General features: G+C 54.3%; 24 protein-coding genes. 21 read left to right on the top strand and 3 right to left on the bottom strand.

Annotated elements, in window-relative coordinates; translation table 11 throughout:
* Positions 1-18 precede the first annotated feature (18 nt).
* Positions 19-291: a hypothetical protein gene (locus tag G5B42_RS06155; RefSeq protein WP_181339581.1), complete on the top strand. Its 273-nt coding sequence runs from the start codon at positions 19-21 to the stop codon at positions 289-291.
* A gap of 106 nt (positions 292-397) precedes the next feature.
* Here G5B42_RS06155 and G5B42_RS12125 read toward each other — a convergent pair whose 3' ends face one another.
* Positions 398-526 carry a hypothetical protein gene (locus G5B42_RS12125; protein WP_269206176.1) on the bottom strand — a complete coding sequence of 43 codons (129 nt, stop codon included), beginning with the start codon at positions 524-526 and terminating at the stop codon, positions 398-400.
* Between the two features lie 17 nt (positions 527-543).
* Between G5B42_RS12125 and murJ the strand changes: the two genes are divergently transcribed.
* From murJ to mtnA, 15 genes are all read left to right on the top strand, one after another.
* On the top strand, positions 544-1,995 hold the full coding sequence (gene murJ / locus G5B42_RS06150) for a murein biosynthesis integral membrane protein MurJ (protein WP_331274056.1): 1,452 nt from the start codon (positions 544-546) through the stop codon (positions 1,993-1,995).
* A gap of 140 nt (positions 1,996-2,135) precedes the next feature.
* Positions 2,136-2,816: an RNA polymerase sigma factor gene (locus tag G5B42_RS06145; RefSeq protein ID WP_181339579.1), complete on the top strand. Its 681-nt coding sequence runs from the start codon at positions 2,136-2,138 to the stop codon at positions 2,814-2,816.
* Entirely contained in the window at positions 2,791-3,261 is a 471-nt protein-coding gene (locus tag G5B42_RS06140; RefSeq protein ID WP_181339578.1) for a hypothetical protein, read from the top strand. Before G5B42_RS06145 ends, G5B42_RS06140 begins: the two co-directional genes overlap by 26 nt.
* A gap of 191 nt (positions 3,262-3,452) precedes the next feature.
* Positions 3,453-3,983 carry a hypothetical protein gene (locus G5B42_RS06135; RefSeq protein WP_181339577.1) on the top strand — a complete coding sequence of 177 codons (531 nt, stop codon included), beginning with the start codon at positions 3,453-3,455 and terminating at the stop codon, positions 3,981-3,983.
* A 66-nt stretch (positions 3,984-4,049) separates the two neighbouring features.
* Positions 4,050-4,493, top strand: coding sequence for a GreA/GreB family elongation factor (locus G5B42_RS06130; RefSeq protein WP_181339576.1), 444 nt, complete (start codon positions 4,050-4,052; stop codon positions 4,491-4,493).
* 119 nt (positions 4,494-4,612) lie between these two features.
* The gene (locus G5B42_RS06125) at positions 4,613-5,350 is read left to right on the top strand and encodes a DUF554 domain-containing protein (RefSeq protein ID WP_181339575.1); all 738 of its coding nucleotides are present in this window, start codon (positions 4,613-4,615) and stop codon (positions 5,348-5,350) included.
* A gap of 188 nt (positions 5,351-5,538) precedes the next feature.
* Complete coding sequence (locus G5B42_RS06120; protein ID WP_181339574.1) at positions 5,539-7,134, top strand: spore germination protein; 1,596 nt, start codon at positions 5,539-5,541, stop codon at positions 7,132-7,134.
* Positions 7,124-8,305 carry a Ger(x)C family spore germination protein gene (locus G5B42_RS06115; RefSeq protein ID WP_181339573.1) on the top strand — a complete coding sequence of 394 codons (1,182 nt, stop codon included), beginning with the start codon at positions 7,124-7,126 and terminating at the stop codon, positions 8,303-8,305. Before G5B42_RS06120 ends, G5B42_RS06115 begins: the two co-directional genes overlap by 11 nt.
* 21 nt (positions 8,306-8,326) lie before the next feature.
* Positions 8,327-9,418, top strand: coding sequence for a GerAB/ArcD/ProY family transporter (locus tag G5B42_RS06110; RefSeq protein WP_181339572.1), 1,092 nt, complete (start codon positions 8,327-8,329; stop codon positions 9,416-9,418).
* Positions 9,415-9,639: a hypothetical protein gene (locus tag G5B42_RS06105; RefSeq protein WP_181339571.1), complete on the top strand. Its 225-nt coding sequence runs from the start codon at positions 9,415-9,417 to the stop codon at positions 9,637-9,639. Before G5B42_RS06110 ends, G5B42_RS06105 begins: the two co-directional genes overlap by 4 nt.
* 134 nt (positions 9,640-9,773) lie before the next feature.
* The gene (locus G5B42_RS06100; RefSeq protein WP_181339570.1) at positions 9,774-10,628 is read left to right on the top strand and encodes a DegV family protein; all 855 of its coding nucleotides are present in this window, start codon (positions 9,774-9,776) and stop codon (positions 10,626-10,628) included.
* 54 nt (positions 10,629-10,682) lie between these two features.
* Complete coding sequence (locus tag G5B42_RS06095) at positions 10,683-12,035, top strand: glucose-6-phosphate isomerase (protein ID WP_181339569.1); 1,353 nt, start codon at positions 10,683-10,685, stop codon at positions 12,033-12,035.
* 168 nt (positions 12,036-12,203) lie between these two features.
* On the top strand, positions 12,204-13,499 hold the full coding sequence (locus G5B42_RS06090; RefSeq protein ID WP_181339568.1) for a serine/threonine-protein kinase: 1,296 nt from the start codon (positions 12,204-12,206) through the stop codon (positions 13,497-13,499).
* A 170-nt stretch (positions 13,500-13,669) separates the two neighbouring features.
* Positions 13,670-14,467 (top strand): S-methyl-5'-thioadenosine phosphorylase, encoded by a 798-nt coding sequence (gene mtnP / locus G5B42_RS06085; RefSeq protein ID WP_181339567.1) that lies wholly within the window; start codon positions 13,670-13,672, stop codon positions 14,465-14,467.
* A gap of 2 nt (positions 14,468-14,469) precedes the next feature.
* Positions 14,470-15,525 (top strand): S-methyl-5-thioribose-1-phosphate isomerase, encoded by a 1,056-nt coding sequence (gene mtnA, locus G5B42_RS06080; protein WP_181339566.1) that lies wholly within the window; start codon positions 14,470-14,472, stop codon positions 15,523-15,525.
* A 2-nt stretch (positions 15,526-15,527) separates the two neighbouring features.
* Here mtnA and G5B42_RS06075 read toward each other — a convergent pair whose 3' ends face one another.
* Both G5B42_RS06075 and G5B42_RS06070 read right to left on the bottom strand, forming a co-directional pair.
* Entirely contained in the window at positions 15,528-15,977 is a 450-nt protein-coding gene (locus G5B42_RS06075; RefSeq protein ID WP_181339565.1) for an ImmA/IrrE family metallo-endopeptidase, read from the bottom strand.
* Between the two features lie 48 nt (positions 15,978-16,025).
* The gene (locus G5B42_RS06070) at positions 16,026-16,403 is read right to left on the bottom strand and encodes a helix-turn-helix domain-containing protein (RefSeq protein ID WP_181339689.1); all 378 of its coding nucleotides are present in this window, start codon (positions 16,401-16,403) and stop codon (positions 16,026-16,028) included.
* A gap of 261 nt (positions 16,404-16,664) precedes the next feature.
* Between G5B42_RS06070 and G5B42_RS06065 the strand changes: the two genes are divergently transcribed.
* From G5B42_RS06065 to nrdD, 5 genes are all read left to right on the top strand, one after another.
* On the top strand, positions 16,665-17,915 hold the full coding sequence (locus G5B42_RS06065) for an adenosylhomocysteinase (RefSeq protein WP_181339564.1): 1,251 nt from the start codon (positions 16,665-16,667) through the stop codon (positions 17,913-17,915).
* Positions 17,916-17,939: 24 nt separating this feature from the next.
* The gene (locus G5B42_RS06060) at positions 17,940-19,250 is read left to right on the top strand and encodes an amidohydrolase (protein ID WP_181339563.1); all 1,311 of its coding nucleotides are present in this window, start codon (positions 17,940-17,942) and stop codon (positions 19,248-19,250) included.
* Between the two features lie 413 nt (positions 19,251-19,663).
* Positions 19,664-20,887 (top strand): BaiN/RdsA family NAD(P)/FAD-dependent oxidoreductase, encoded by a 1,224-nt coding sequence (locus tag G5B42_RS06055; RefSeq protein ID WP_181339562.1) that lies wholly within the window; start codon positions 19,664-19,666, stop codon positions 20,885-20,887.
* 195 nt (positions 20,888-21,082) lie between these two features.
* Positions 21,083-21,550, top strand: a complete 468-nt coding sequence (gene nrdR, locus G5B42_RS06050; RefSeq protein WP_181339561.1) for a transcriptional regulator NrdR — start codon at positions 21,083-21,085, stop codon at positions 21,548-21,550.
* A 99-nt stretch (positions 21,551-21,649) separates the two neighbouring features.
* Positions 21,650-23,671, top strand: a complete 2,022-nt coding sequence (nrdD, locus tag G5B42_RS06045; protein WP_181339688.1) for an anaerobic ribonucleoside-triphosphate reductase — start codon at positions 21,650-21,652, stop codon at positions 23,669-23,671.
* Positions 23,672-24,068 lie beyond the last annotated feature (397 nt).

The raw sequence follows: 24,068 nt of genomic DNA, 5'->3' as shown, positions 1-24,068 counted from the left end.
GGGATAGGGGGGGTGGCCATGGGAGCTAACCGGCATCCGGTGCGGATTCCTCCGGCGGTCGTCAAAAACTTCTTGTGTTTAAACTTGCTGATCATCTTAACTTTAGCTTTTACCGCCTTCGGTTTGCATTATTTTCTCCGGCCGAAAGCCCACCCCACCCTCGCCCGGACCGGTGGGCGTAACGACCGGGCCAGCCATGGGGTTATGGTTTTCTGGGAGATTGAGACCGAACGGGCCAAACGGATCCTTTTTGAAGGGATGCCAATTTTAAAACGTCGTTACAACCCCTAGCCTTATTTAGGTATGGGGTTTTTTGCTAAAGTTTTCGTTTCCTTGTTTTACGAAAGGAAGGAGTTTTCACAAGCACAGGGAATGTTTGGAGAGATAGAGATAGATTTTAGTAAGGAAGGATATGGAAATTGAAGACAACACCTGTTTCATCGGGGCAACTGGCCCGGGCCGCCGGGATGATCTCCGGGATGATCCTGTTCAGTCGTTTATTGGGTTTTGTCCGGGAAGCCCTCACCGCCAATTTATTTACCCGTGCCGAAACGGACCCCTTTTTTGCCGCGTTTATTATTCCGGACTTTATGTACTATCTTTTGGTGGGGGGGGGCCTTGTCGGCCGCCTTTATTCCCCTCTTTTCGGAATACTTGGCCAAGGGGGAGGAAACCGAGGGGTGGAAGATGGCCAGTACCTTTTTGAACGTGACCATCATTCTGCTGGCCTGCTTTTCGCTGCTGGGAATGGTCTTTGCCCGTCAGCTCGCTCCCCTGCAGGCTTACCAAATGAAAGAAGGCAAACTGGAGCTCCTGGTGGAACTGACCAGGATGATGTTTCCGGCCGTCTTTTTTACGGCTTTAGCCGGCTTGATGGGCGGGGTCCTCAATTCCTACCAACGGTTTTTTATTCCGGCCTTTGGGCCCATCTTATATAACGTGGGGATTATCTTGGGCGCCTGGTTTTTGGGACCCCGTTTCGGGATTAAAGGAATGGCCTTTGGGGTGGTGGCGGGGGCGATTACCAACTTTCTGACCCAAGCCTTTGCCGTGAAAAAAATCAGCGGTTACAACCCATTTTATATAAACCTGCAACACCCGGGGTATAAAAAAATGATCCGGCTGATGGTCCCGGCCATTTTGGGGCTGTCCGCCACCCAACTGAACATTTGGGTAACCACCAATATGGCTTCGGCGTTGCCGGAAGGAAGCATCACTTATCTCCGTTTAGCCCAGAGGCTGGTCTTGCTTCCATTGGGAATCTTTGCCTCCGCGGTCTCCACCGCTTTCTTCCCCACCTTGTCGCAGCTGACTGCCGTTGGCAAATGGACGGAGTTTAAAGAGAATCTTATTTTGGGCATCCGGGTGATCCTCTTTATTACTATCCCGTCCGCCTTTGGTTTTATCAGCATGCGGACGGAGATCATCCGTTTACTTTACGAAAGGGGCGAGTTTACCCCCCTCCAGTCGGAGCTGACCGCCTATGCCTTGTTCTTCTACAGTTTGGGCTTGTTTGCCCATGGGGTGATTCAGATCTTGCCCCGCGGTTTTTATGCCCTGAAAGATACCGTTACACCGGTGAAAGTCTCCCTGGTCACCGTGCTGTTAAGTATCGGCCTGAACTTTCTGTTCTTAAAATATACTCCGTTGCAACATGGCGGTTTGGCCCTTTCCTTTTCCTTGATGGGGGTTGCCAATATGTTGCTCTCTTTCTTTCTTTTGCGGCGAAAGGTCGGCGGTCTCCGCAGCGGGAAACTGATCAAAACCGGCCTGCAATCCATCCTGGCGGGACTCGGGATGTCCGTGGTCATCCGGTTGTTTTTACCGTTTTGGAACCGGTTCTTGGCCGGAATGGGACTTACCGTCAACCTGTTCCGCCTGCTCCAAGTGATGGGTGGGATTGGGATTGGTGTCATCTTTTATCTGGCGTTGGCGGCTGTTTTACGCATGGAAGAGGTTAAGCTGATAGAGAAAATAATTCGGAAAAACGGCTAAGTAACGGGAGGACCCGCGTGGGGAGTGGTTGGGATAGAGCCAACCACTATTTTTATTTTTTGGGAAAAGAGGGAGTGAAGAAGGATTTCCAGCGCGGGGAGAGAAGGAACAAGGGAAGAGAGGTCTAAGGGGGCGTCTGTTTGCGCAAAAAAAAGATCCTTAACCGACTGCTTAACTCCACACTCCGGCGGAAATCCTTGGTTTTGGCCACACCCGCCGGGCAGGCAAAGGCCGGAACAGATCAGAAGGAAGCCCTGTTAATCAGGAAGGCGAAAGCCCGTGATGAGGAAGCCTTCCGGTCTTTGGTCGAGTTGCATAAGGCCAAAGTGTACCATCTGCTTTTAGGGATGCTCCGCGATGAAGACCAAGCGCAGGAACTCACCCAGGAAACCTTTGTTAAGGCTTGGAAGGGTTTGCCGTCTTTCCGTGGGGACTCCACCCTTTGGACCTGGTTATACCGGATTGCTTACCATACGGCTCTGGATTTTTTACGGAAAAAAAAGCGGCAGGAAGATCTGGTTGTCTTGGAAGAGACCGGCGGTGAGCTTCCGAAAGGACCGGAGAACGACCCCTTGGAATTGGTGATCAAGCGCGACAAAGAGGAAGACTTGCACCAGGCTTTATCCCGTTTGTCGTTTCGACAGCGCGCCGTATTGATCCTCTATTATTTTCAGGGTCTCTCCTACCGGGAGATCGCCGCGGTCACCCGTCGCCCTTTAGGCTCGATCCGGGCTGATTTACACCGCGGAAAAGAGCGGTTGCGCCAACTGATCATTAAAAAATGGGGGTTGCGAGATGCAGAAACGCGACCACGGGCTTGAACAAGGGAAAAATGACCAAGTCGATCTGCTTTTGGCCAATCTTCACCGGCTGCAACGTCCTGATAAGTTTACCCCGCTCGCCGAGGCTTGCGGTTGGGTAAAAAAGGAAGTCCCCTCCGGTCTGGTGGAGGGGATCATCCTCAGGATCCAGCGGGAGGAAAGACGACGCCGTTGCAGGCGGCTTTGTCTTTCCGGAAGCCTCACCTGTCTGCTTCATGTCTATATTTTTATCGCGGCGGACCGGGTAATGAATGCGACGGAAACCGGCAAGTACGCGCCTGGACTGGTAGGAAGCTTTTGGTTACTGGCCAGTCTCTTGGTGGGCTTTCTGCTTCCCGTCTGGTTTTTCTTGGCCTATGTCGTACGGCAAGAAGGAAAAGTGCAATCGGGGTTTACCGCTTCGGCACGGAATTTTCCTTATGCTCTTTCCCGAAAGAGTTCGTAATTAGTTCGCGTAAACCCGAGGTGTCCCCGCTGAGGATTAGATGTTTAATTAGTTTTTCAACCCCATTATTCTGCATCAATCAAACCTCCTTTTTGAACTACAAGGATTAGTTTATGCGGCGGCCAAGAAAAAGGTGACTCCCAGTACGATTAACTACTGGTTAAAAGGGCGCAATCAGGAGGTGAAAGGAGATGAGAGTTAGTATGTCTTTAAACGGTGTGTTTTGGGGTGTTTTCCTAATTATCCTTGGTTTGTTCGCGGTCTTCAAAACAGTTTTCCATATCAACGTCTCTTTGTTTCGAATCGGGTTTGCACTTTTGCTTATTTATATCGGCCTGAGTATGTTATTTAACGGGTCGCCCTGGCGGGGCGAAAAAAACACCGTGCTCTTCGACAACCGGGATTTTGTCCTGGACAAACAGGGTGAGTACAACGTGATTTTCGGGCGTGGGCTCCTTGATCTGACCACCCTCCCGTCTCAGCCCCAAGGCCAGCGCATTACGGTTAATGTGGTTTTTGGGGAAGGCGTGCTCAAGATGAAACGGGATATGCCGCTCACCATCAAGGTTAATGCGGCCTTTTCGGGAGTGAGGCTGCCCGACGGTAATCAGATTACCATGGGTGAGTATACTTACCGGGCGGGCGAGCCGACGGAGAACAGTGGCAGGATCCTGGTCGAGGTGAATGTGGTCTTTGGCAGTTTGGCATTTAAAGAAGAATAACTGGTCCGGGAGGACTTATCCATTGGCAAGGATAATCAGTATATATGAATTTAAGGAGGAAAGGTGATGGGCAAAAGTGTCTTGTTGGACGAGATTAGAGAAGCTTTAGTCGCGCACTTGGTAGCGGTGGAAGAGCAAAGTGCCGGTTTTATTGAGGAATTTTTCCCCGCTTCTCCGGAACGGGAGAAAGTCGAAGCGATCGTGGCGGAATACATAAAAAAGCTGGAAGGTCTCGTTCAAGAAGCACACTTACTGAACAACCCGGGGGCTTTCCCTCTGGTGATTATTGGTAGTCGTGTTGAAGTGGTAGACCTAAAAACCAACGAAAAAATGGCTTTTCAACTTATTTCTCCCCTTGGCGAACTGCCGGGCGAAAACGGCATCTCCCCCCTTTCGCCGGTGGGAAAAGCCCTGTTTTTAAAGGCGATTGGGGATGAAGTGCAGGTGGAAGCCCCGGGGGGTACCTTTTACTACCGGATCACCGCGGTTCACTACCCGGCGGCCGGATAAAGGTCAGGAAAGCGGTGTTTGTTCTTACCTATCTTCCGGAAGCCGGTTTTGGTTTCCGGTTTTCTCGTTTTAAAGTGGAACCAGATACAAGCCAAAGCAACAAAAACGGAGGCTGGGTAATGATCGGAAAAGGAACAATCATTAATGTGATCGCTATTATGGTCGGGGCCGGCGGCGGGCTCTTACTCAAAAACGGGATCCCGGAGCGGATGAAGCAAACGATTATGCAAGGAATCGGCTTGGCCGTGGTGATGCTTGGCCTGTCCGGTGCTTTGCAGGAGCTTTTTCAGATCACGGCGGCAGGCGGTTTGGAGCGCCGTTTTACAATGCTGATGATCTGTTGTTTAGTGGTGGGCGGGATGATCGGGACCGGTTTCCGGATCGAAGAACGGTTGGAGCGGTTGGGAAAACGTTTGGAGCGGAAGTTTAGCAGGCTTGGTGGTAATTTTGCGCGGGGCTTCATCACCGCCAGTCTGGTTTATTGTGTCGGAGCAATGGCCGTGGTCGGTGCCCTGGAAGACGGCTTAACCGGCAAGATCGAGATCCTGCTTTCCAAATCCATTCTGGACGGGATCAGTGCCGTCATTTTTGGGGCCAGTCTGGGACCGGGTGTGCTTTTTTCCGCGGTTTCGGTCTTTCTGTACCAGGGTACCCTGACCATTCTGGCCGGCTTGGTTAAAACGGCGATGAGCCCGGAAGTGCTTAGTCAGATGTCGCTGCTGGGCGGGATCTTGATCATGGCGATCGGCTTCAATCTCTTGGAGATCGGTAAAATAAAAGTGGGGGACTTCCTCCCAGCCATCTTCCTACCGCTCCTGTTTGAGCTGGTCCAAAAGGGATTACGGGTTTTAGGATAAAGAAAAGACCGAAAAGATCCGGTTCGTGGCGAGACCGGATCTTTTTAATATATGGGACACGGTTCCTGACGAAAGAGGAAGAAGATAACGTTCAAAAACCCCGGTGGGGGTTTTTCTTTTTGCCCTCCTCCCTGCCGGTTAGTTTGCCAAGTTACCGCCCATACTAAGATCAAATAAGGGGGAAGACGATGTTTGAGATGCTCTGGCGGAAGTTGCGCCTTGCCCATCACCGGAAAAGGGCACCGTCTTCGCGGTCGTACCGGGATTTAAGCCCAAGCCTGGAAGCGAACCTGACTGCTTTTTTCCAGGAACTGGGGAAGAGTCCGGATCTGATCGTCCGGCGTTTAACGTTGGGGCCCAGACCGGGAAGGACCGGGGCTTTGCTTTTCATTGACGGTCTGGTTGATCCGCAGGTCGTCAACCGGGATGTTTTGCTTCCGCTTTTGAACGATGGCAATTGGGAAAAAGGCCCAGGGGAGATTGATCTCCTGGCCTATCTGGCTGAAAACTTGCTGGCGGTCGGTGAAATCCAGCGGGAGACGAATTTTCGCCAAACGGTGCAAGCCCTTTTAACCGGAAATACCATCCTCCTGGTTGACGGCCGAGGCGAAGCATTGGTTCTGTCCACGAAGGGATGGGAAAAAAGGGCAATCCGGGAGCCGGAAGCGGAGCAGATTATCTTAGGGCCTCATGAAGGGTTTACCGAGAACCTCCGGACCAACACCGCGCTCCTGCGGCGGAAGATTGCCACAGCCGGGCTCCATATTGAAGAACTGAAGCTGGGGCAGCGGACGCAGACCACCGTCGCCATTGCCTACCTGAAAGGAGTGGTCAACCAGAAACTGGTCGAAGAGGTTAGAACCAGGTTAAAGCGGATTAATATCGATTCTATTCTTGACGCCAATTATCTTCACGAGTTTATTACCGACGCCCCCTACTCCCTCTTTCCGACCATCGCCTCGACGGAACGGCCGGATGTGGCGGCGGCGAAACTTTTGGAAGGGCGGGTGGCCATCTTTGTCGACGGGACACCGGTGGTCACTACAGTACCCGCTTTATTCGTGGAGTTTTTCCAAAGCCCGGATGACTATAATTTCCCCTATCAATACGCCACCATGGTCCGTTGGTTCCGCTACCTCTCTTTTTCCATTGCGGTACTGGCCCCGGCGTTTTTCGTCGCTTTAGGCTCTTACCACCAGGAATTGATTCCGACACCGCTTCTGCTCACCCTAACGACGGCGACGGAAGGAACCCCCTTCCCCTTGGTTGTCGAGATGGTCATGATGGGGTTGGTCTTTGAGATTCTCCGCGAAGCCGGGGTGCGCCTGGCCAGACCGTTTGGACAGACCATCAGTATCGTGGGGGCACTGGTCATCGGCGAGGCGGCGGTCACCGCCGGACTGGTGGGGGCACCTACGATCATTGTCATCGCTTTGACCGCGATCACCACTTTCGTGGTGCCGGGGTTATTGGGACCCGGGATCTACCTCCGCTTAATCTATACGATTCTCGCCGGGGTGCTGGGGGCTTACGGAATTTTGACCGGGGTGCTTTTTACCCTCCTCCACCTGGCTGCTTTGCGTTCCTTCGGTGTCCCCTACATGGCCCCGTTGATGCCGGTCATTCCCGCCGATCTGAAAGATGTGTTGGTAAGGGCGCCCGTTTGGGCGCTGTGGACCCGCCCCCGCTTGATTGGTTGGCCGCAACCGCAGCGCCAACCCTTTGGCTATGTTCCGGACCAGGAAGAAAAGGGTGAGGATGAGGAGGCCGAAGATGACGGGTGAAGGAGACCGGAAGCGACAATTGACCAAAAGACTCTGGCTATTACTCCTGGTGATAGTGGTTTTCGTCAGTGGCTGTTGGGACAGGCGGGAATTGGAGAATTTAGCGGTTGTCCTTGGGATTGGGGTCAACCGCCCGCCGGAGGGGGATGGTTATGAAGTTTCCTACCAAATTGTGCGGGCGGCGCAGATCTATAACCCGGGCGGCACCGGCGGCGGGCAGGATCTCCGGCCCTTTTGGATTCTGCGCTCCAGCGGGCCGACGGTTTTTGAGGCGATCCGTAACGCCACGTTTCAAAGCAGCCGCCGCCTTTTCTTATCCCATTGCCAGGTGATTGTGGTCAATGAAGCGGTGGCCCGGGAAGGGCTGACGTCCATCATGGATTTTTTCACCCGTGACCATGAACCCCGTTTTACCCAGTGGTTGTTGCTCACCCCCGAAGATCCGGTCCAGATCTTTGATGCCTCGGCGGGGCTGGAGCGGGTCTCGAGCCAGGCCATCTCCGACCTGTTACAACAGTATCATGTAACTTCCAAAATCCGACCGGTTCGACTGGCGGAATATGTGAGGTTGACCATGGCCAAAACCGCCGACAATACCTTGCCCATTATCAAAACAATAGAGAACGCGGGGAAAAAGGAGTTTGTGCTCGATGGGAGCGGGGTCATTAAGGGGGATAAACTGGTCGGCTACTTGGACCCGAGGGAAACGCGGGGTTTACTATGGGTCCTTGGTGAAGTACGAGGGGGTTTGGTCACCGTTGAAGTTCCCGGGGAAAAGGGCAAAGCCACTATGGAAATCTATAATTCGTCTTCCAAGGTGAAGGTTGAGGCGAAAGCGGATAAGGTACACGTGAAAATTGAAGTGCGGGTCCGGGCCGGGCTTGGTACCCAAACCACCACCGCCGACCTCTTCGCTCCGGACCGGTTCGAAGAGTTGGAAAAACAGCAGGAGGAAACAATCAAAGGAGAGATCGAAGCGGCTCTGGTAAAAGCACGGGAATATAAGGCGGATATTTTTGGTTTTGGCCGGTATCTCTTCAGCCATGACTACCGCGTCTGGCAGCGGTTGTCGGCGGACTGGGAGCGGCACTTTGTGGCGGCGACCGTCGAAATCAAGGTGAAGGCGACCCTGGATAAACTGGGCCTGATTACCAGACCGGCGCTGAAATAAAAGACCAAAGGAGGAGCCCGCGTGACAAAAGAACAGATCTCACCCCGGCAATTAACTTTTCTGGTGATGAGTTTTACCATTGGCAGTTGGATTGTGCTACCGTCGGGGATTGATGCTTGGCAAAACCTATGGTTGCTTATTCTGCTCGCCATGGGACAGTCCTTGGTCTTTGCCTATCTTTGCCTGTTCCTTTTCCGTCGTTATCCGGGGAAAACCCTCTTTGAGGTTCACGAGATCGTTTACGGGCCAGTAATCGGCCGCCTGTTTTCCCTCCTGTTTATGTGGTTTTTCTTGCAGATCGGCGCGAACGCCCTGGCGGTCTTCGTCACCCTGCTGAAGACGAGCGTCTTTACCGCCACCCCGGTCCTGGCTCTGGTGATTCCCTGGGTAATCACAGTGGTTTATGGTTGCCGCCGCGGACTGGAAGTCATCGCCCGGTGCAACGAACCTTTGCTCCTGGCGACCGTGGGGTTGATCCTGCTCTCCGTTTTCCTGGTCCTTAATATCTTCGAACTGGAGAACCTTTTGCCCCTTTTTAACCTGCCGCTGCCGACGGTGTTATGGAACACGCTGGGCATTTCCCTTTTTCCCTTTGGCCAGAATGTGGTCTTTTTAATGCTTTTGCCCCAGGTCAACCGGCCGCAGAAGGTGAGGACGGCGATTTTCTGGGGGATGCTGGCCGCCGGCGGTCTTTTGAGCCTGCTTCAATTTTTGGCCGTCGGCGTTCTGGGGAAAACCGGCGAGCTTTTTGTCTTTCCCACCTACGAATTTTACCGGATGATCAACATTGGACAGGTCTTTACGCGGTTGGAACTAATCCCGCTGCTCAACTTTTTGACGATGGGTTTCATCAAAATCATGCTTTGTTTATATATCCTGGCGGTGGGGACCGCCCAGGTATTTAACTTACGCACCTACCGGCCGCTGGTCTTTCCGTTGGGGATTATGATCTTATTTATTGCCCAGCAACTTTACCCCAGTATCAGCCTTCATCTGGAGTACATAAAATTTGTGCAACCCTTCTTCAGTCTCATTTTCTCTCTTTTCCTGCCCCTGCTTACCTTAGGGGTATCTTTCCTGCGGGGCGGTGCACGGCAGGAGACGGTGTCATGATCGTCCTTATCGTGTTGATCTTTGTCGGGATCTTCCTCTCCGAAGCCCGTGGTTTAGTGGCCGAAGAGTACTGGCGGGAACTGGCGGTCTTTACCCTGCTGATGCTTTTGGGCTTGTTTTTAAGCATTTTGTTGGCCAGCGGGGCGGATCTGCCGTATGTGGAAAGTCTTTGGCTTGACCTTTTTGCGGGATTACGCAAGGGACTGTTCCCCGGTTCTTAATTGGGCATCCTTACTGGCAAGTTGGCCTTACAGGCAAGTTGGGGAGTCGGCGCCGAAAAAAGCTGTAACTTTTCGGTGGCCGTCACGTCAAATAAAAGTAAACGTATCTTTTTGGTAAACGAAGGAGGGATTTAATGAATAAAGTTAAAATATTAACCGACACCGCTTGTGATCTAACCATGGATTTCCTAGCGACCGAGGGGATTGGCGTTGTCCCGATGACCATTAATTTTCCCGACCGGTCCTATCGGGACGGGTTTGACCTAGGCCGTGAGGAGTTTTACCGGCTCCTGACGTCCTCGGCGAAGCTGCCGACGACGGCGCAACCGACCCCCGGCGACTTTCTGCAGGTGATGCAGGAAGCGGTGGCGGCGGGTCAGGAGATTGTGGTGATTACGATCTCTTCCGCGTTGAGCGGTACTTACGAAAGTGCCTTGATGGCCCGGGAGCAGATCGACCAGAAGGAGCGGATTGCGGTCTTCGATTCCCGCACCGCCTCGCTGGGCCAAGGACTGTTAGTGCTCAAAGCGCAGGAGATGGCGGCGGCGGGCAAGGGTAAAAACGAAATTATCAAGGAATTGACGGGGATGCGCTCCCGTTTGTTCTCCGTTTTTACCCTGGACACCCTGGAATACCTCCAGAAGGGTGGCCGGATCAGCCGGGTTCAGGCGATGATGGGTGATGTCTTGAACATCAAACCCATTCTCGAAGTGAACAAAGAAGGCCGGATTGTTCCGCGGGAGAAAGCGCGGGGCCGGCGGCGTGCCATCAAACGCCTGCTGGAGATCATGGCGGCCGATGGACGCGAGTTGTATAACCAGTTGATCGCCATTGGCCACTCCCGTTGTGCGGAAGAAGCGGAGGCTTTGGCCGCTGAGATTAAAACGCTTTATAACGCCAAAGAGATCCGGATTGGCGAGATCTCTTCCACCGTCGGGACGCATACGGGCCCCGGCTGTATTGCCGTTTTCTTCCAAGGGGAAAGTTAGATCCGGTGCAAGCGGGGAAAAGAAACTACTAGCGGAAAGGGTTGTGGTGAAAAGTTGGGTCAGCGGGGCGTAGTTCTGGATTATAGCGGAGCATTGAAATTTTTCCGGCGGGAAGAATTGGACATGCTTGCCCCCCGGGTGCAGGCCATCCACCGGCAAATGGCGGAGAAGCAAGGCGCGGGGAATGATTTTCTGGGGTGGCTCGACCTTCCGGCCAGCATCGACCAAGCAGAACTGGAGGCGGTTAAAGCGGCGGCCGTCCGGATCAGGGAAAGCTCAGAAGTATTGGTAGTGGCTGGTATCGGCGGTTCTTATCTGGGTGCCCGGGCGGCGTTGGAGATCCTGAAGCCCTATTTTCGCCCCACGCCACCCCGGGTGGGCGATCCGGAAGTGATCTTTGTCGGCCACCATTTAAGCGGGGCCTATCTTGAGCAGTTGTTAAACTACATAAAAGAAAAAGAGTTCAGTATCAACGTGATCTCGAAATCCGGGACGACCACCGAGACCGCGGTGGCCTTCCGGTTCCTGAAGCAATTGGCGGAGGAGAAATACGGGAAAAAAGGGGCGGCGGCCCGGATCTATGCCACCACCGACCGCCGGCGGGGTGCTCTGCGGCGGTTGGCGGAGGAAGAGGGCTACACGACTTTCGTGATCCCTGATGACCTCGGCGGACGCTATTCGGTTTTATCACCGGTCGGGACCTTGCCGATTGCCGCGGCGGGCATTGACCTCGATCCGATCCTGGCCGGGGCGGCGGCGGCTTACGACGCCTGTTCCCAACCGGATCTGGAACGGAACCAGGCCTACCTGTACGCCGCTTTGCGCTACATCTTCTACCAGAAGGGAAAAAGCATCGAGTTAATGGTCAACTATGAACCGGCCTTGCATTATTTTGCCGAGTGGTGGAAACAGCTGTTCGGGGAGAGCGAAGGCAAAGACGGGAAAGGACTCTTCCCGGCGGCCGTTGATTTCACCACCGATCTGCATTCGCTGGGCCAGTACATCCAGGAGGGGCGGCGGTTGTTCTTTGAAACCATCCTGGCGGTGGAGCAAGACCGGTCCGCTTTAGTGCTGCCGGAGGCGCCCGGCGATCCGGATGGTTTAAACTACATCGCCGGTCAACGGGTTGATGAGATGAACCGGCAGGCGCTCCGGGGAACTCTTCTCGCCCACCAGGATGGCGGTGTTCCCTGTTTGGTCGTGAAGATTCCGGAGTTGTCTCCGTTCTTCTTCGGTTATCTGGTTTATTTCTTCGAAAAAGCCTGTGGGATGAGCGGTTATCTCCTGGGGGTCAATCCCTTCGACCAACCGGGCGTCGAGGAATATAAGAAGAATATGTTTGCCCTGCTGGGCAAACCCGGTTTCGAAGAACGGCGCCAACAGTTGCTGGCCCGCCTGGAGAAGTAAAAAGAAAAGAAAAACCGTCGGTCCGGCCGACGGTTTTTTGCTGTGCGGTGCGCCGTTTTCTCTTCGGGATTATGCGCTCCGGCTGCTTGCCAACTTTAATTCTCCGGATACGATGGAGAAAGATTTGGCAATGCTAACAAGAGAGCACTGATCACGAGGAGATGTTCGATGGCTGAATATATCTTTACACCGGTCAACTATATGGACGGGATTCCCTTTTATTACGCCAAAAGTGCCGGCGACCAAAGGTTATTACGTTGGGAACCGGTTGCCACCCGGTTGCGGTGGGGAGAAGCGGGGAACCTCCGCAGTAATGCACTGGCCCGGAAAGCGCTTGCCGGGGAAACAGGTGTAACGGACGGCATTCTTCTGGTGGAGGGCCCTGTAATCTATCAGGGGCAAACCCTCATCGGTTGGGAAGCCCGCCCGGGGCAACCCCTCTTTCCCAACCTGGCGGCGACGTTGTCACTGGAGGAAAGATTGACCGCCCTGGTACCCCTCCTCCGCTCCTACCATGCCTTTCACCGGCAGGGAGTGACCGTGGGCTGTCCCGACTGGCGGCGGATTAACTGGGGCCCGGGCGGGATCTATATGCCCGATCCTATACTCCTCCCCTATCTGCACCAGCCGAAACGGCAACTGCCAAGAGGGCTGGCAGCCTGCCATCCGCCGGAGGTTTACCGCGCGCAACCCCTCAGTCCGAAAGGGGATCTCTTTTACTTCGGCGTCCTTGCTTATCTGGTCATGACCGGGGAGTTGCCTTATCTCCTAGTACGGGGCTGGCCAACGGCCGCCCTGCAGGAAGGTTTGGTCATTCCGCCGGCCAGGTGGCAACCGGGCTTACCGGCGGTTCTGGCCCGTGCGCTGGAAGATCTGCTGGCGGTGGAACCGGAGAAAAGGCCGGACACCGATGAGCTGCTTTCTGTTTGGCGGGAAGCCAAAACCCGGCGGGTCCCTGTTGGGATGGGACAAAAGAAAAAGGCGGCCCTCGGCTGGCTCCGGGGCCGGTTGTTTTGGCGTTTATACCGTCGTCAGTGCGGGCTGGCCGCCCTGGCTTTCTCTCTCCTCCTCTTTCTCGGTGCCTGGGGGTTGGGACGAGACTCCTCCTCCGGTACGGCTCCGGTTCCGTTCCGGCCGGAAGATTTAACCGGACTCTTCCAAACGGTGGCCGACCCCGGTTTTCCCGATGAGCGGCTGCCGGGTGGCCGGGCGGTCTGGAGTGACCTGATAAGAGCAAAGGAAGAACGCCGCACGCTGGTCGCTTCCCTTCAGACCCATCCCTTGGTTGAAGTGGAACAAGTTGCTGTTCTGCGGCAGGACGAAAATTCCGCCCTACTGGAAGCGGACCTGATTTGGTACCACTGGCGGGACTTCCGCTGGCAGGCGACGAAAGTGCGGGAGCAAATTAAAATGGTCCGCGCCGGTTTACGCTGGGAGATTGTTGAACGGAGGCGGCTTCCGTAAAAGGTGGGCTTGCCCGTAAACCCATGCCAATGGGTTTTCTTTTTTGGCAGGAATCTTCCAGGCCGGACCCGAATGATCGATTTAATGGGTTTTTCTTATGTACCGCGGGAAAAAAGAGAGTATATTGTTTTTAAAGAAGGGCGAGGGAAGAGAAGAAAGGAGCGATTAAGATGGAAGTGGCAATTATCGGCGGGACCGGTGTCTATGACCCGGCGATCCTTACCAAGACGAGAGAGGTCAAGGTCCAAACGCCCTATGGCGAGGTTAGACCGACTGTCGGCGAGTACAACGGCGTTGAAGTTGCCTTTCTTCCCCGGCACGGCGCAGGCCATACCGTGCCGCCGCACCGGATTAATTACCGGGCGAACATCTGGGGACTACGGCGTTTGGGAGTGAAGCGGATTTTGGCGACTACTGCCGTTGGGAGTTTAAATCCGGAGATGCGCCCGGGGGAGATGGTTCTGATCGACCAATTCCTCGATTTTACCAAAGGACGGCCCAGTACGTTCTTTGAAGGGGGGCCGGATGGGGTGATCCACGTCGACTACACGGAACCCTATTGTCCGGAGCTCCGGGGGGCGGTGCTCAAGGCCGCTGCGGAGTTGGGCTATAAAGCTCATGACCACGGGGTATATGTCTGCACCGAAGGACCGCGGTTTGAGACCCCGGCCGAGATTCGCATGTTTGCCAAGCTGGGTGGGGATTTGGTCGGGATGACCAATGTCCCGGAGGTGGTTTTAGCCCGGGAAGCCGGAATCTGTTACGCCACCATCTCGCTGGTGACCAACTATGCGGCGGGGATCGCGGACGGGCCGTTGACCCACGAGGAAGTGGTCGCCTTGATGGCCGAGAATAACGCGCGCTTGAAACAACTCCTGATGCGTGTTCTGGTCGCCCTGCCTCCGGAGAGAAACTGCCGTTGCCTGCAGGCCTTTCCCAAGGTCGACCGGTTCTTTGAGGGGGAGTAACTTTGGGTGAGACTTTTGCCACGCTCCGGTGGGAAGAGCGGTCACTAATCTTGCTGGACCAGACGCAGCTGCCGGAGCAGGAGGTTTATCTGACCTGCCAGGACTACCGGGCCGTGGCCGAGGCGATCCGGCGCCTCGCGGTGCGGGGTGCACCGGCCATCGGTATCGCCGGGGCTTTCGGGGTGGTTTTGGGCGCGTATGAGCTCGTCCAGAAGAGAGAGGAGGATTTTTTCGCCGGATTGGAAGCGGTCTTTACCGAACTGGCCGGGACGCGCCCAACGGCGGTTAATCTGTTTTGGGCTTTGGACCGGATGAAAAAGGTCGTGGCCGCCAACCGGGACGGCTCCCCGGAAGCGGTGGCGGCGGCATTGGAAACGGAAGCCCTCCGTTTATACCAGGAAGATATTGAGGCCAACCGCCGCCTGGGGGCCCATGGCGCCGCATTGTTGACCGACGGGATGACGGTTTTGACCATCTGCAACGCGGGAGCGCTGGCCACGGTTGCCCACGGGACGGCGTTGGCGGTGATCCGGGCGGCCGTCCAGGAGGGGAAACGCCTCCAAGTGGTGGCCTGCGAAACCAGGCCGTTATTGCAAGGGGCCAGGCTGACCACTTGGGAGCTGATGAAAGACGGCATCCCGGTTACCCTAATCACCGATAATATGGCGGGTTACTTAATGCAGCAAGGACGGATCCAGGCGGTAATAACCGGAGCGGACCGGATTGCCGCCAATGGGGATGTGGTGAACAAGATCGGCACCTATACGTTGGCGGTCTTGGCCCACGCCCACGGGATTCCCTTTTATGTGGCGGCACCGCTGTCCACCTTTGACCTGACGCTCCCTGACGGGCAACGGATTCCCATCGAGGAACGGGCGGCGGAAGAGGTTACCAGCTTACGCGGGCACCAAATCGCCCCGGCGGGAGTGACGGTCTACAATCCGGCCTTTGATTTAACACCGGCCCGCTTTGTGCGGGCATGGATCACCGAGAAAGGAGTTATTCGGAACCAAGGAGGGAAGATTATCCTGGGGGATGAGGGTTTGCAAGAAGAGTAAATTCACGGCTGAGGGTTAACTTGTTTGAGGCAGTCCAGTAGCTTGTCTTTGGAGAGGCTTAATTTGAAGGCCATAAACTCCGGATCGACCCGGAAAAAGTCCTTCAGTTTCCACGGCGGCATAAGCTTATACGCCTTTTCTAGTTCATCGTCGGGGATGAGATAATTGACGGCCCAGACCAGCGCTTGGTACTCTTCACGGTAGATGCCGATCCGGTTCCGGCAGTGGTAGTGGATGATGTTCGTCTCCTGCCGGGTTGTAAAAAAGTGGCCAAGTTCTTCCGCGAGGACGCAACGGAAATGGTTTAAATCCTTTGTGATCCGGTAATCCAAACCGATGACCGGGTTTTTCCCCGGGTAGTAAAAATAAATTGCTTCCACCGGCGGATGGAACTCCCAAAACTTCAGCGTTATCTTGTTCTCTTTGGCGAGGGCGATTAAATCATCTGGCAAAGGCAACCCCCCACTTTTTGGAGCCAAGTTTTTCGCGGAGAGAGAAATTCAGTCTTCGATCCCCAACTCCTCTTTGACCATTTTTATAAAACTGAGCACGGATTTACGCGCGTTTTCCGGTAAATCCAGGATGGGGTCGTCGCTGCGGTGGGCGGCCACGATCTCGATTGGGCTCCGGATATCGGTGCGGTCGAGAAGGAAATCGATGGACACATTAAAGAAATCGGCAATCTTCCGTAAAGTGTTTTGGTCGGGAAATCTTTCGTTATTCTCGTAATTACTGATCGTCTTCTGGGAGAGACCTAATTTCTCTGCAAGATCTTTCTGGTATAATCCTTGTTCTTCGCGTAAAGCGCGCAGTCTTGCTCCAAAGGACACTTGATCACCACCGTTATCGACGCTTCGCTTGAATCCATCCGGTACCATCGGCACCGCAACAATACCGGTTGCTGTTCGCCGCCGGTATAATAGAACCTTGGCCATCCTCAATCAAGGAGACAAGGATTGAAAAGCTTACCTAAAGGTTTAAAAAGGAATCCCTGACTACTAATTTAATCGTAGCGTTGGCCTTAAAAGTTAATAGTTTTTTCGGCCAAAAATTTACCTGCTCTCCATTTCTTTTGGGCTTTGAATAATATAATTGGGTGATCGAGGAAATAAAAGATATGACCGGGAAGGAGTGGTTTGATGGTAGCCAATCAGATCCGCGATCTTAACCTGGCGCCGGCCGGGGACCAGAAGATCGAATGGGTTAGTAAACATATGCCGATTTTAAACCGGATTCGCGCGAAATACGCGGCCGGCCAACCTTTTAGGGGCCGCCGGGTGGCGGTCTCGGTTCATCTGGAAGCAAAAACGGCCTATTTGGCCTTGACCCTGAAGGAATTGGGCGCGGAACTGGCCGTGACGGGCAGTAATCCTTTGTCCACCCAAGACGACGTGGCAGCGGCTTTGGTGCGCCGGGGGATCCCGGTTTTTGCCTGGCACGGGGCGACGAACGAAGAATATTTCGCCCACCTGGCCGCCACCTTGCAACACAAGCCGGAGTATATCATTGATGACGGGGGCGACCTGGTGAACCTCCTCCACACCCACCTGCGGGAGCTGCTTCCCTTCGTCAAAGGCGGTTGTGAAGAGACGACCACCGGTGTGCATCGCCTCCGGGCGATGGCGGAACAAAAACAACTGGCATTTCCGATGATCGCGGTTAACGATGCCCTGTGCAAACACCTTTTTGACAACCGCTATGGAACCGGCCAGTCGACCTGGGACGGGATCATGCGCACCACCAACCTGGTGGTAGCCGGGAAAACGGTGGTGGTGGCGGGTTACGGTTGGTGTGGACGGGGCGTTGCTCTCCGGGCGAAAGGCTTGGGGGCCCGGGTTATTATTTGCGAGGTTGATCCGGTCAGGGCTTTGGAGGCCTTAATGGATGGCTATACGGTGATGCCGGCTTTGGAAGCCGCCCGGCTCGGCGATCTGTTCATCGCGGTGACCGGGTGCAAAGACGTTTTTACCGGGACTCATTTTGCACTGATGAAAGACGGGGCAATTCTGGCGAATGCGGGCCATTTTGATGTGGAGTTCAACAAGGAAGACCTGGCGCAGATGGCAACGGCGGTCACCGCAGCCCGTCCAAACATCACGGCCTATCATTTAAAAGACGGACGCTGCTTGTACCTGCTGGCTGAAGGGCGTTTGGTCAACCTGGCGGCCGGCGACGGTCACCCTGCCGAAATTATGGACCTCTCTTTTGCCTTACAGATTTTGTCCCTGCTGCACTTGATCGACGCCGAGAAAGAAGGAGGACTGGCGGCAGGAGTTTATCAGGTTCCGCAGAAGATTGATCACTTGGTAGCCCAGTTGGCTTTGGAGGCCAATGGGGTGAAGATCGATACATTAACCGAGGATCAGAAGCGATACCTTAATAGTTGGTAAGGTAGGACAGAAAGGAGTGGCGTGATGCCAACGGAGGTAATTCACTGTGCATGGCTCCTCACCATGGCCGAAGGGGCTGAGCCGATCCCCGATGCCTATGTGAAGATTGTTGACGATAAAATTGTCGAAGTCGGTCCCTGGCAGGATGGAGTGGCGGCCGATGCCGATGTGGTGACGGACGCGCGGACGAAATTGGTCTTGCCCGGATTGGTCAATACCCATACCCATGCGGCGATGGTGCTGTTCCGGAGTCTGGGGGATGATTACCCCCTGTACACCTGGCTACAGGAGAAAATCTGGCCCCTGGAGGCAAACTTAACCGCCGAAGATGTTTACTACGGAACCCGACTGGCCATCAATGAGATGTTGTGTTCGGGGACGACTACTTTTGCCGATCAGTATTTTTTCATGGATGAAGTGGCGGAAGCGGTTGCCGAGTCGGGGATCCGGGCCGTGTTGTCCCGCGGACTTCTCGGCTCCGACGCGGAAGTCGAAACAAAGCTGGAAGAGGCGATTGAACAGGCGAAGAAATGGAAAGGAAAGGCGGACGGGCGGATTACCGCCATGTTGGGACCCCATGCACCCTATACTTTATCGCCGGCGGCCCTCCGGCAGATAGTCACCGCGGCCCGGCATTATCAGTTGTCCCTCCATATCCATGTGGCGGAAACCCGGGATGAACTGGAGGAGATTGGGAAAAACTACGGGAAGCGTCCTGTTGCCTACTTGGCAGAACACGGGCTTTTTTCCCGTCCGGTCTTGATGGCCCATGGCGTATGGTTGGATGAAGGGGAGATCTCTTATCTGGCCAAACAAAAGGTGGCGGTGGCCCACAACCCATCCAGCAACATGAAACTGGCCAGTGGTATTGCCCCGGTGGCACAGCTGCTCAAAGCCGGGATAACGGTCAGTCTCGGGACCGACGGCGCGGCCAGCAACAACCGCCTTGACATGTTCACCGAGATGCGAACCGCCTCTCTCTTGCAAAAAGTGGCCAACAATGACCCCACGGTTCTACCGGCGGAGACCGCTTTAAAGATGGCGACGATCGACGGTGCCCGCGCTCTGGGTTTGGGCGACCAGATCGGCAGCCTGGAGCCGGGGAAGAAGGCGGATTTGATCATGATTGATCTGGAGCAGAACCATTTAACCCCCTGTTTCAACCCGGCCTCGCTCTTGGTCTATTCGGCACGGGGCAGTGATGTCGCGGCGGTGATGGTTAACGGCAAGTGGTTGGTCAAAGAAGGAAGGATTTTAGCGGGGGATGAGGAGAAGGTCCGGACGGCGGCCGCCGAGTGTGCCAAACGATTGGCCCAGCTACAACAGGGGAAATGAGGTAAACTGGGCGAAAAATGGAGGAAAAAGAAGTAAGAATGATTTAGAAGGAAGAAACAAGCCTTAAATCCCAATTATGGGCTGGTAACTAAATTGCGGTTTCGACCCTAATCTGTTAAAATCAGAGTACAAACTCTTTGCGGGTCCGTTTTCGCAAAGGGTTTGCAGAGCGTCATTCCGACGCCAGGCGCCAGCTGAGGGGTGAGGCTCGCCCTGCCTCTGACCACGCCGGCAGTCGGGGTAGGTGTCAAAATTTCCGGTAACTCTAATCTAAAGGTTGCAATTCGTTAGCCACCAAAAGGTGGCGCTTTTTTTTTTTGTTCCGGTCCGGTTCCGTTATTTGCGGGACAATGGTGGTAAAATGTAAGAGAACCGGTTATGTTTGTCGTCAATAAGACGAGGGGGGTATCGGCATGGCTGCGGATCAGGTTGTGGTGATCGGGGGTGGACCGGCGGGCATGATGGCCGCGGGGACCGCCGGGGAGCGAGGCCGCTCCGTCCTTTTGGTCGAAAAAAATAAACGGTTGGGACGGAAGCTTTTAATTACCGGGAAGGGCCGGTGTAACCTGACCAACATTACGGACATCGAAGGGATGATTGCCAACATTCCGGTGAACGGCAAATTCTTATACAGTGCTTTTCACCGTTTTACGAACCAAGATGTGATCGCTTTTTTTGCGGGATGGGGCCTGCCCACGAAAGTGGAAAGGGGCGGCCGGGTCTTTCCCGCCTCTGACCGTTCCCTCGATGTTTTGCGGGCTTTTGAAAAGTTCTTGGCCCATGCCCGGGTGCGGATCATGACCGGGGTTGCGGTGGCGGTGCTGGTCGAAGAAGGACGGGTGTGCGGAGTTAAACTCGCCAGCGGCGAATTTCTCCCGGCCGGCCGGGTTATTATTGCTACCGGCGGCTGCTCCTACCCCCAAACGGGTTCGACCGGCGACGGTTATCGCCTGGCGGCGGCGTTGGGCCATACCATTACCCCGTTAAAACCGGCTTTGGTCCCGCTGGAAGCGGCCACGCCCTGGGTCCGGGAGGTGCAGGGTCTTTCCCTGAGAAACGTGGCCATCAGGGTCTTGACCACGGAAGGCAAGACCATCTACACCGACTTTGGCGAAATGCTCTTTACCCATTTTGGGGTCTCCGGGCCTATTGTGCTTTCGGCCAGTACCCATCTGGCGCCCAATACCAAATACCGTCTGGTTATCGATCTGAAACCGGCGCTCACCGCCGAACAGTTGGATCTGCGACTACAACGGGATTTTGCCAAGTATGCCCGGCGGGTTTTCCATAATGCCCTCGACGATCTCCTGCCGCGGGCTTTGATTCCGGTGATTGTGACGCTGGCGGGCATTCCGCCCGACAAACCGGTTAACCAGATTACCAGAGCCGAACGGGAACGGCTGGGGGCGCTCCTTAAAGGTTTGGAAGTGGAGATTGTCGGGCTGCGGCCGCTTACGGAGGCGATCGTCACCGCCGGTGGCGTCTCGGTCAAAGAGATCAATCCGGCGACCATGGAGTCAAAGCTGGTCAAAGGCCTTTACTTTGCGGGGGAAGTGATTGACGTGAACGCCTATACCGGCGGCTTTAACCTCCAGATTGCCTTTTCCACCGGATACCTGGCCGGAAGCAATTGCTGAGGGCGGCCTGTTTCGAAAACGGTGAAAAAGCTCGGTTTGGATAAGAATTTAGCGTAAAACAGACCAAGCGGGGAAAAAAAAGGAATAAGGGATGGAAAAAAGGATCGACAAAACAATATATGGGGGTTATAATAAATAGTACCACTAAATATAGGGGTGAATGCCGTCTGGCGTTGATGACAAGGGGGGTAAAAAGTGCGATGCCCATATTGCCATCATTCCGAAAGCAGGGTGGTGGACTCCCGCGCCTCCGAAGAAGGGGTGGCGATTCGACGGCGCCGGGAGTGTTTGGCGTGCGAACGCCGGTTTACGACCTATGAACGCATTGAAGAAGAACCCCTGATTATCATTAAAAAAGACGGACGGCGGGAGCCCTTTAAGCGGGAGAAGATCATTAACGGACTGCGCAAAGCCTGTGAAAAGCGGCCGTTATCCTTCGAAACCTTTGAAAAGATTGCCGATGAAGTCGAACAAGAAATCCGGAAGCGGAATGAGACCGAAACGCCCAGCAGTGTGATTGGTGAATTGATTATGGAGCGGTTGAAAGAGATTGATGAAGTGGCTTATGTCCGTTTTGCTTCGGTTTATCGGCAATTTAAAGACCTTGATATTTTCATGCGTGAGCTCCAGCACCTCCTCGGGGCGAAGAAAAAACAGGAATAGCGGGTGATTGTGATGGCGAAAGTCCAAGAAGAACTGGAAAAGGAGATGGGGAAAGCCCGGCTGGTTCAATTCCGTAACCCAGCCGCGTCGCCGGAACGGATCTTTCGTTCGATCCAGAAACGGGACGGCCGGATTGTGCCCTTTGAGATCAGCAAGATCACCGAGGCGATCTTTAAAGCGGCCAAAGCGGTTGGCGGCGAAGACAAACAACTGGCGGAAGAATTGGCGCAGGTTGTCGTGAAGTACCTGGCCAAAACCAAAACCACCGGGATCCCGACCGTCGAAGAAGTGCAGGATGCGGTCGAAAAGGTTTTGATCGAAACCGGACATGCCAAAACGGCCAAGGCCTATATCCTTTACCGGGACCGCCGTACACGCTTGCGGGAGACCAAATCCGATCTGATGGATGTGGTGGAAGAGATCCTGGTTGAGACCAGCCGGGAAAATGCCAACGTCAGTAACTCGCCTTCGGCCAAGATGTTGCAGATTGCATCGGCGGCCAGTAAAAGGTATTACCTGTACCGTTTAATCCCGGAGGAATTTTCCGAAGCCCACATTAATGGCGATATCCATATTCATGACCTGGATTTCTACGGTAAGACCTTGACTTGCATTCAGATTCCTTTGGGCCGGCTGCTCACGGAAGGTTTTAATACCGGACACGGCTATATCCGCCCTCCGAAACGGGCTACTTCGGCTGCGGCGTTAGCCGCCATTATTCTGCAAAGTTCGCAGAATGACATGCACGGCGGCCAATCCTTTGCCTTTTTCGACCACGACATGGCCCCCTTTGTCCAGGGGAGCTCCGAAGATGATGTTTACCAGGCGATGGAGGCGCTGATCTATAATTTAAACTCCATGCACAGCCGGGCCGGAGCACAAGTGCCGTTCAGCAGTATCAACTTGGGGACCGATACATCGCCGGAGGGCCGGTTGGTGACCCGTTCGTTGCTCCTGGCCCACGAGAGAGGATTGGGACGGGGCGAGACGCCGATCTTCCCCAACATTATTTTCCGGGTGAAGAAGGGGATTAACTTTGAGCCGGGCGATCCCAACTATGACCTCTTCCAACTGGCGATGCGGGTGGCGGCGCAGCGGCTGAATCCCACTTTCAGCTTTATGGATTCGTCATTCAATGCTCCGTACGGGACGGAAGTGGCTTATATGGGCTGCCGGACCCGGGTGATTGGCAACCGCCACGGGGCGGAAGTCTCCACCGGAAGGGGGAACCTCTCCTTTACCACGATCAATCTCCCCCGGATTGCCATCAAAGCCCAGGGTAACCTGGAGGCCTTCTATAACGAGCTGGACCGGATTATTGTACTGACCTGCCGACAACTTTACCACCGCTACCGGGTCCAAAGCAAACTGAAGGTCAAAGACATGCCGTTTTTAATGGGGCAGCACTTATACCTTGATTCCGAAAAACTTAAACCGGAAGACCCGATCGGTCCGGTTATCAAGCACGGGACCCTCTCCGTCGGTTTCATCGGGCTGGCCGAAACATTAACGGCACTGGCCGGTGCGCACCATGGGGAAGACATCGGTGCCCAACAACTGGGGCTGGAGATAGTCAGTTATATGCGCCAGCGGGTCGATGAGATGGCCGATGAGTACGATCTGAACTATACTCTCCTGGCCACCCCGGCGGAAGGGCTATCCGGACGGTTTGTCGCGATTGACCGTAAACAGTTCGGGGTTATCCCCGGTGTCACCGATAAGGAGTACTACACGAACAGTTTCCATGTCCCGGTCGACTATGAGATCAGTTGTTTCGACAAGATTAACCTGGAGGGCTCCTACCACCGGTTCACCAATGCGGGCCATATCAGTTACGTGGAGTTTGATGCGCCGCCCATCGACAACCTGGAGGCTTTTGAGAAGATCCTCCGGCACATGGCGGCGGCCGATATCGGTTACGCCGGGATTAACTTCCCCATCGATGAGTGTTTGGTCTGCGGCAACCGGGGCATCTTTAAGGAGGAATGTCCTTCCTGCCAGTCGACGGAGATCCGGAGAGTACGCCGGATTACAGGTTACTTGTCCACCGTCAACCGGTTCAATGACGCGAAAAAGGCGGAGTTGTACGCGCGAAAATCTCATATTAAAGTGTCAAAGTAATGTGCATATCGGGATTAAAGTGAGAAGAAGCACGCATTGATGTCAATTTGCAAAGGATTATGTCGAATAACAGATGACAATTACGTTAATTAATGGTATAATTAGGGCGTAGGCAATCTTAGTGGTTGGTTCTACGCCCTTTCTTTTCAGACTCCCTGGTGCGTGGTAAATGACAGTGGAAGGGCCTGCATGTAAGTGCAAACGATTTCATTAAATAAATGTGTTACTGTTCATAGCTTGGCATTTTCAGAAGGCGCTGTACAAGATTGTGATCTTTAATAACATTATAAAGGCTGGAAAATTACCGCCGAGTGGGCGGAAGATTTGAATATAATTTGCGCACAAAATGACGAAAGGAGGAGAGAAGAGGCCTTCTGGAGGAAAACGATTGCACAAC

This window comes from Capillibacterium thermochitinicola (assembly GCF_013664685.1).
GTDB lineage: Bacteria > Bacillota > UBA4882 > UBA10575 > UBA10575 > Capillibacterium > Capillibacterium thermochitinicola.
This window is presented reverse-complemented; position numbering and strand designations above follow the sequence as displayed.

Excerpts from the sequence above, each read along its gene's own strand:
- G5B42_RS06155 (WP_181339581.1), top strand. The coding sequence starts at position 19 with ATGGGAGCTAACCGGCATCCGGTGCGGATTCCTCCGGCGGTCGTCAAA.
- G5B42_RS06140 (WP_181339578.1), top strand. The coding sequence starts at position 2,791 with ATGCAGAAACGCGACCACGGGCTTGAACAAGGGAAAAATGACCAAGTC.
- G5B42_RS06135 (WP_181339577.1), top strand. The coding sequence starts at position 3,453 with ATGAGAGTTAGTATGTCTTTAAACGGTGTGTTTTGGGGTGTTTTCCTA.
- G5B42_RS06130 (WP_181339576.1), top strand. The coding sequence starts at position 4,050 with ATGGGCAAAAGTGTCTTGTTGGACGAGATTAGAGAAGCTTTAGTCGCG.
- G5B42_RS06125 (WP_181339575.1), top strand. The coding sequence starts at position 4,613 with ATGATCGGAAAAGGAACAATCATTAATGTGATCGCTATTATGGTCGGG.
- G5B42_RS06120 (WP_181339574.1), top strand. The coding sequence starts at position 5,539 with ATGTTTGAGATGCTCTGGCGGAAGTTGCGCCTTGCCCATCACCGGAAA.
- G5B42_RS06115 (WP_181339573.1), top strand. The coding sequence starts at position 7,124 with ATGACGGGTGAAGGAGACCGGAAGCGACAATTGACCAAAAGACTCTGG.
- G5B42_RS06105 (WP_181339571.1), top strand. The coding sequence starts at position 9,415 with ATGATCGTCCTTATCGTGTTGATCTTTGTCGGGATCTTCCTCTCCGAA.
- G5B42_RS06100 (WP_181339570.1), top strand. The coding sequence starts at position 9,774 with ATGAATAAAGTTAAAATATTAACCGACACCGCTTGTGATCTAACCATG.
- G5B42_RS06090 (WP_181339568.1), top strand. The coding sequence starts at position 12,204 with ATGGCTGAATATATCTTTACACCGGTCAACTATATGGACGGGATTCCC.
- mtnP (WP_181339567.1), top strand. The coding sequence starts at position 13,670 with ATGGAAGTGGCAATTATCGGCGGGACCGGTGTCTATGACCCGGCGATC.
- G5B42_RS06070 (WP_181339689.1), bottom strand. The coding sequence starts at position 16,403 with ATGGTACCGGATGGATTCAAGCGAAGCGTCGATAACGGTGGTGATCAA.
- G5B42_RS06065 (WP_181339564.1), top strand. The coding sequence starts at position 16,665 with ATGGTAGCCAATCAGATCCGCGATCTTAACCTGGCGCCGGCCGGGGAC.
- G5B42_RS06060 (WP_181339563.1), top strand. The coding sequence starts at position 17,940 with ATGCCAACGGAGGTAATTCACTGTGCATGGCTCCTCACCATGGCCGAA.
- G5B42_RS06055 (WP_181339562.1), top strand. The coding sequence starts at position 19,664 with ATGGCTGCGGATCAGGTTGTGGTGATCGGGGGTGGACCGGCGGGCATG.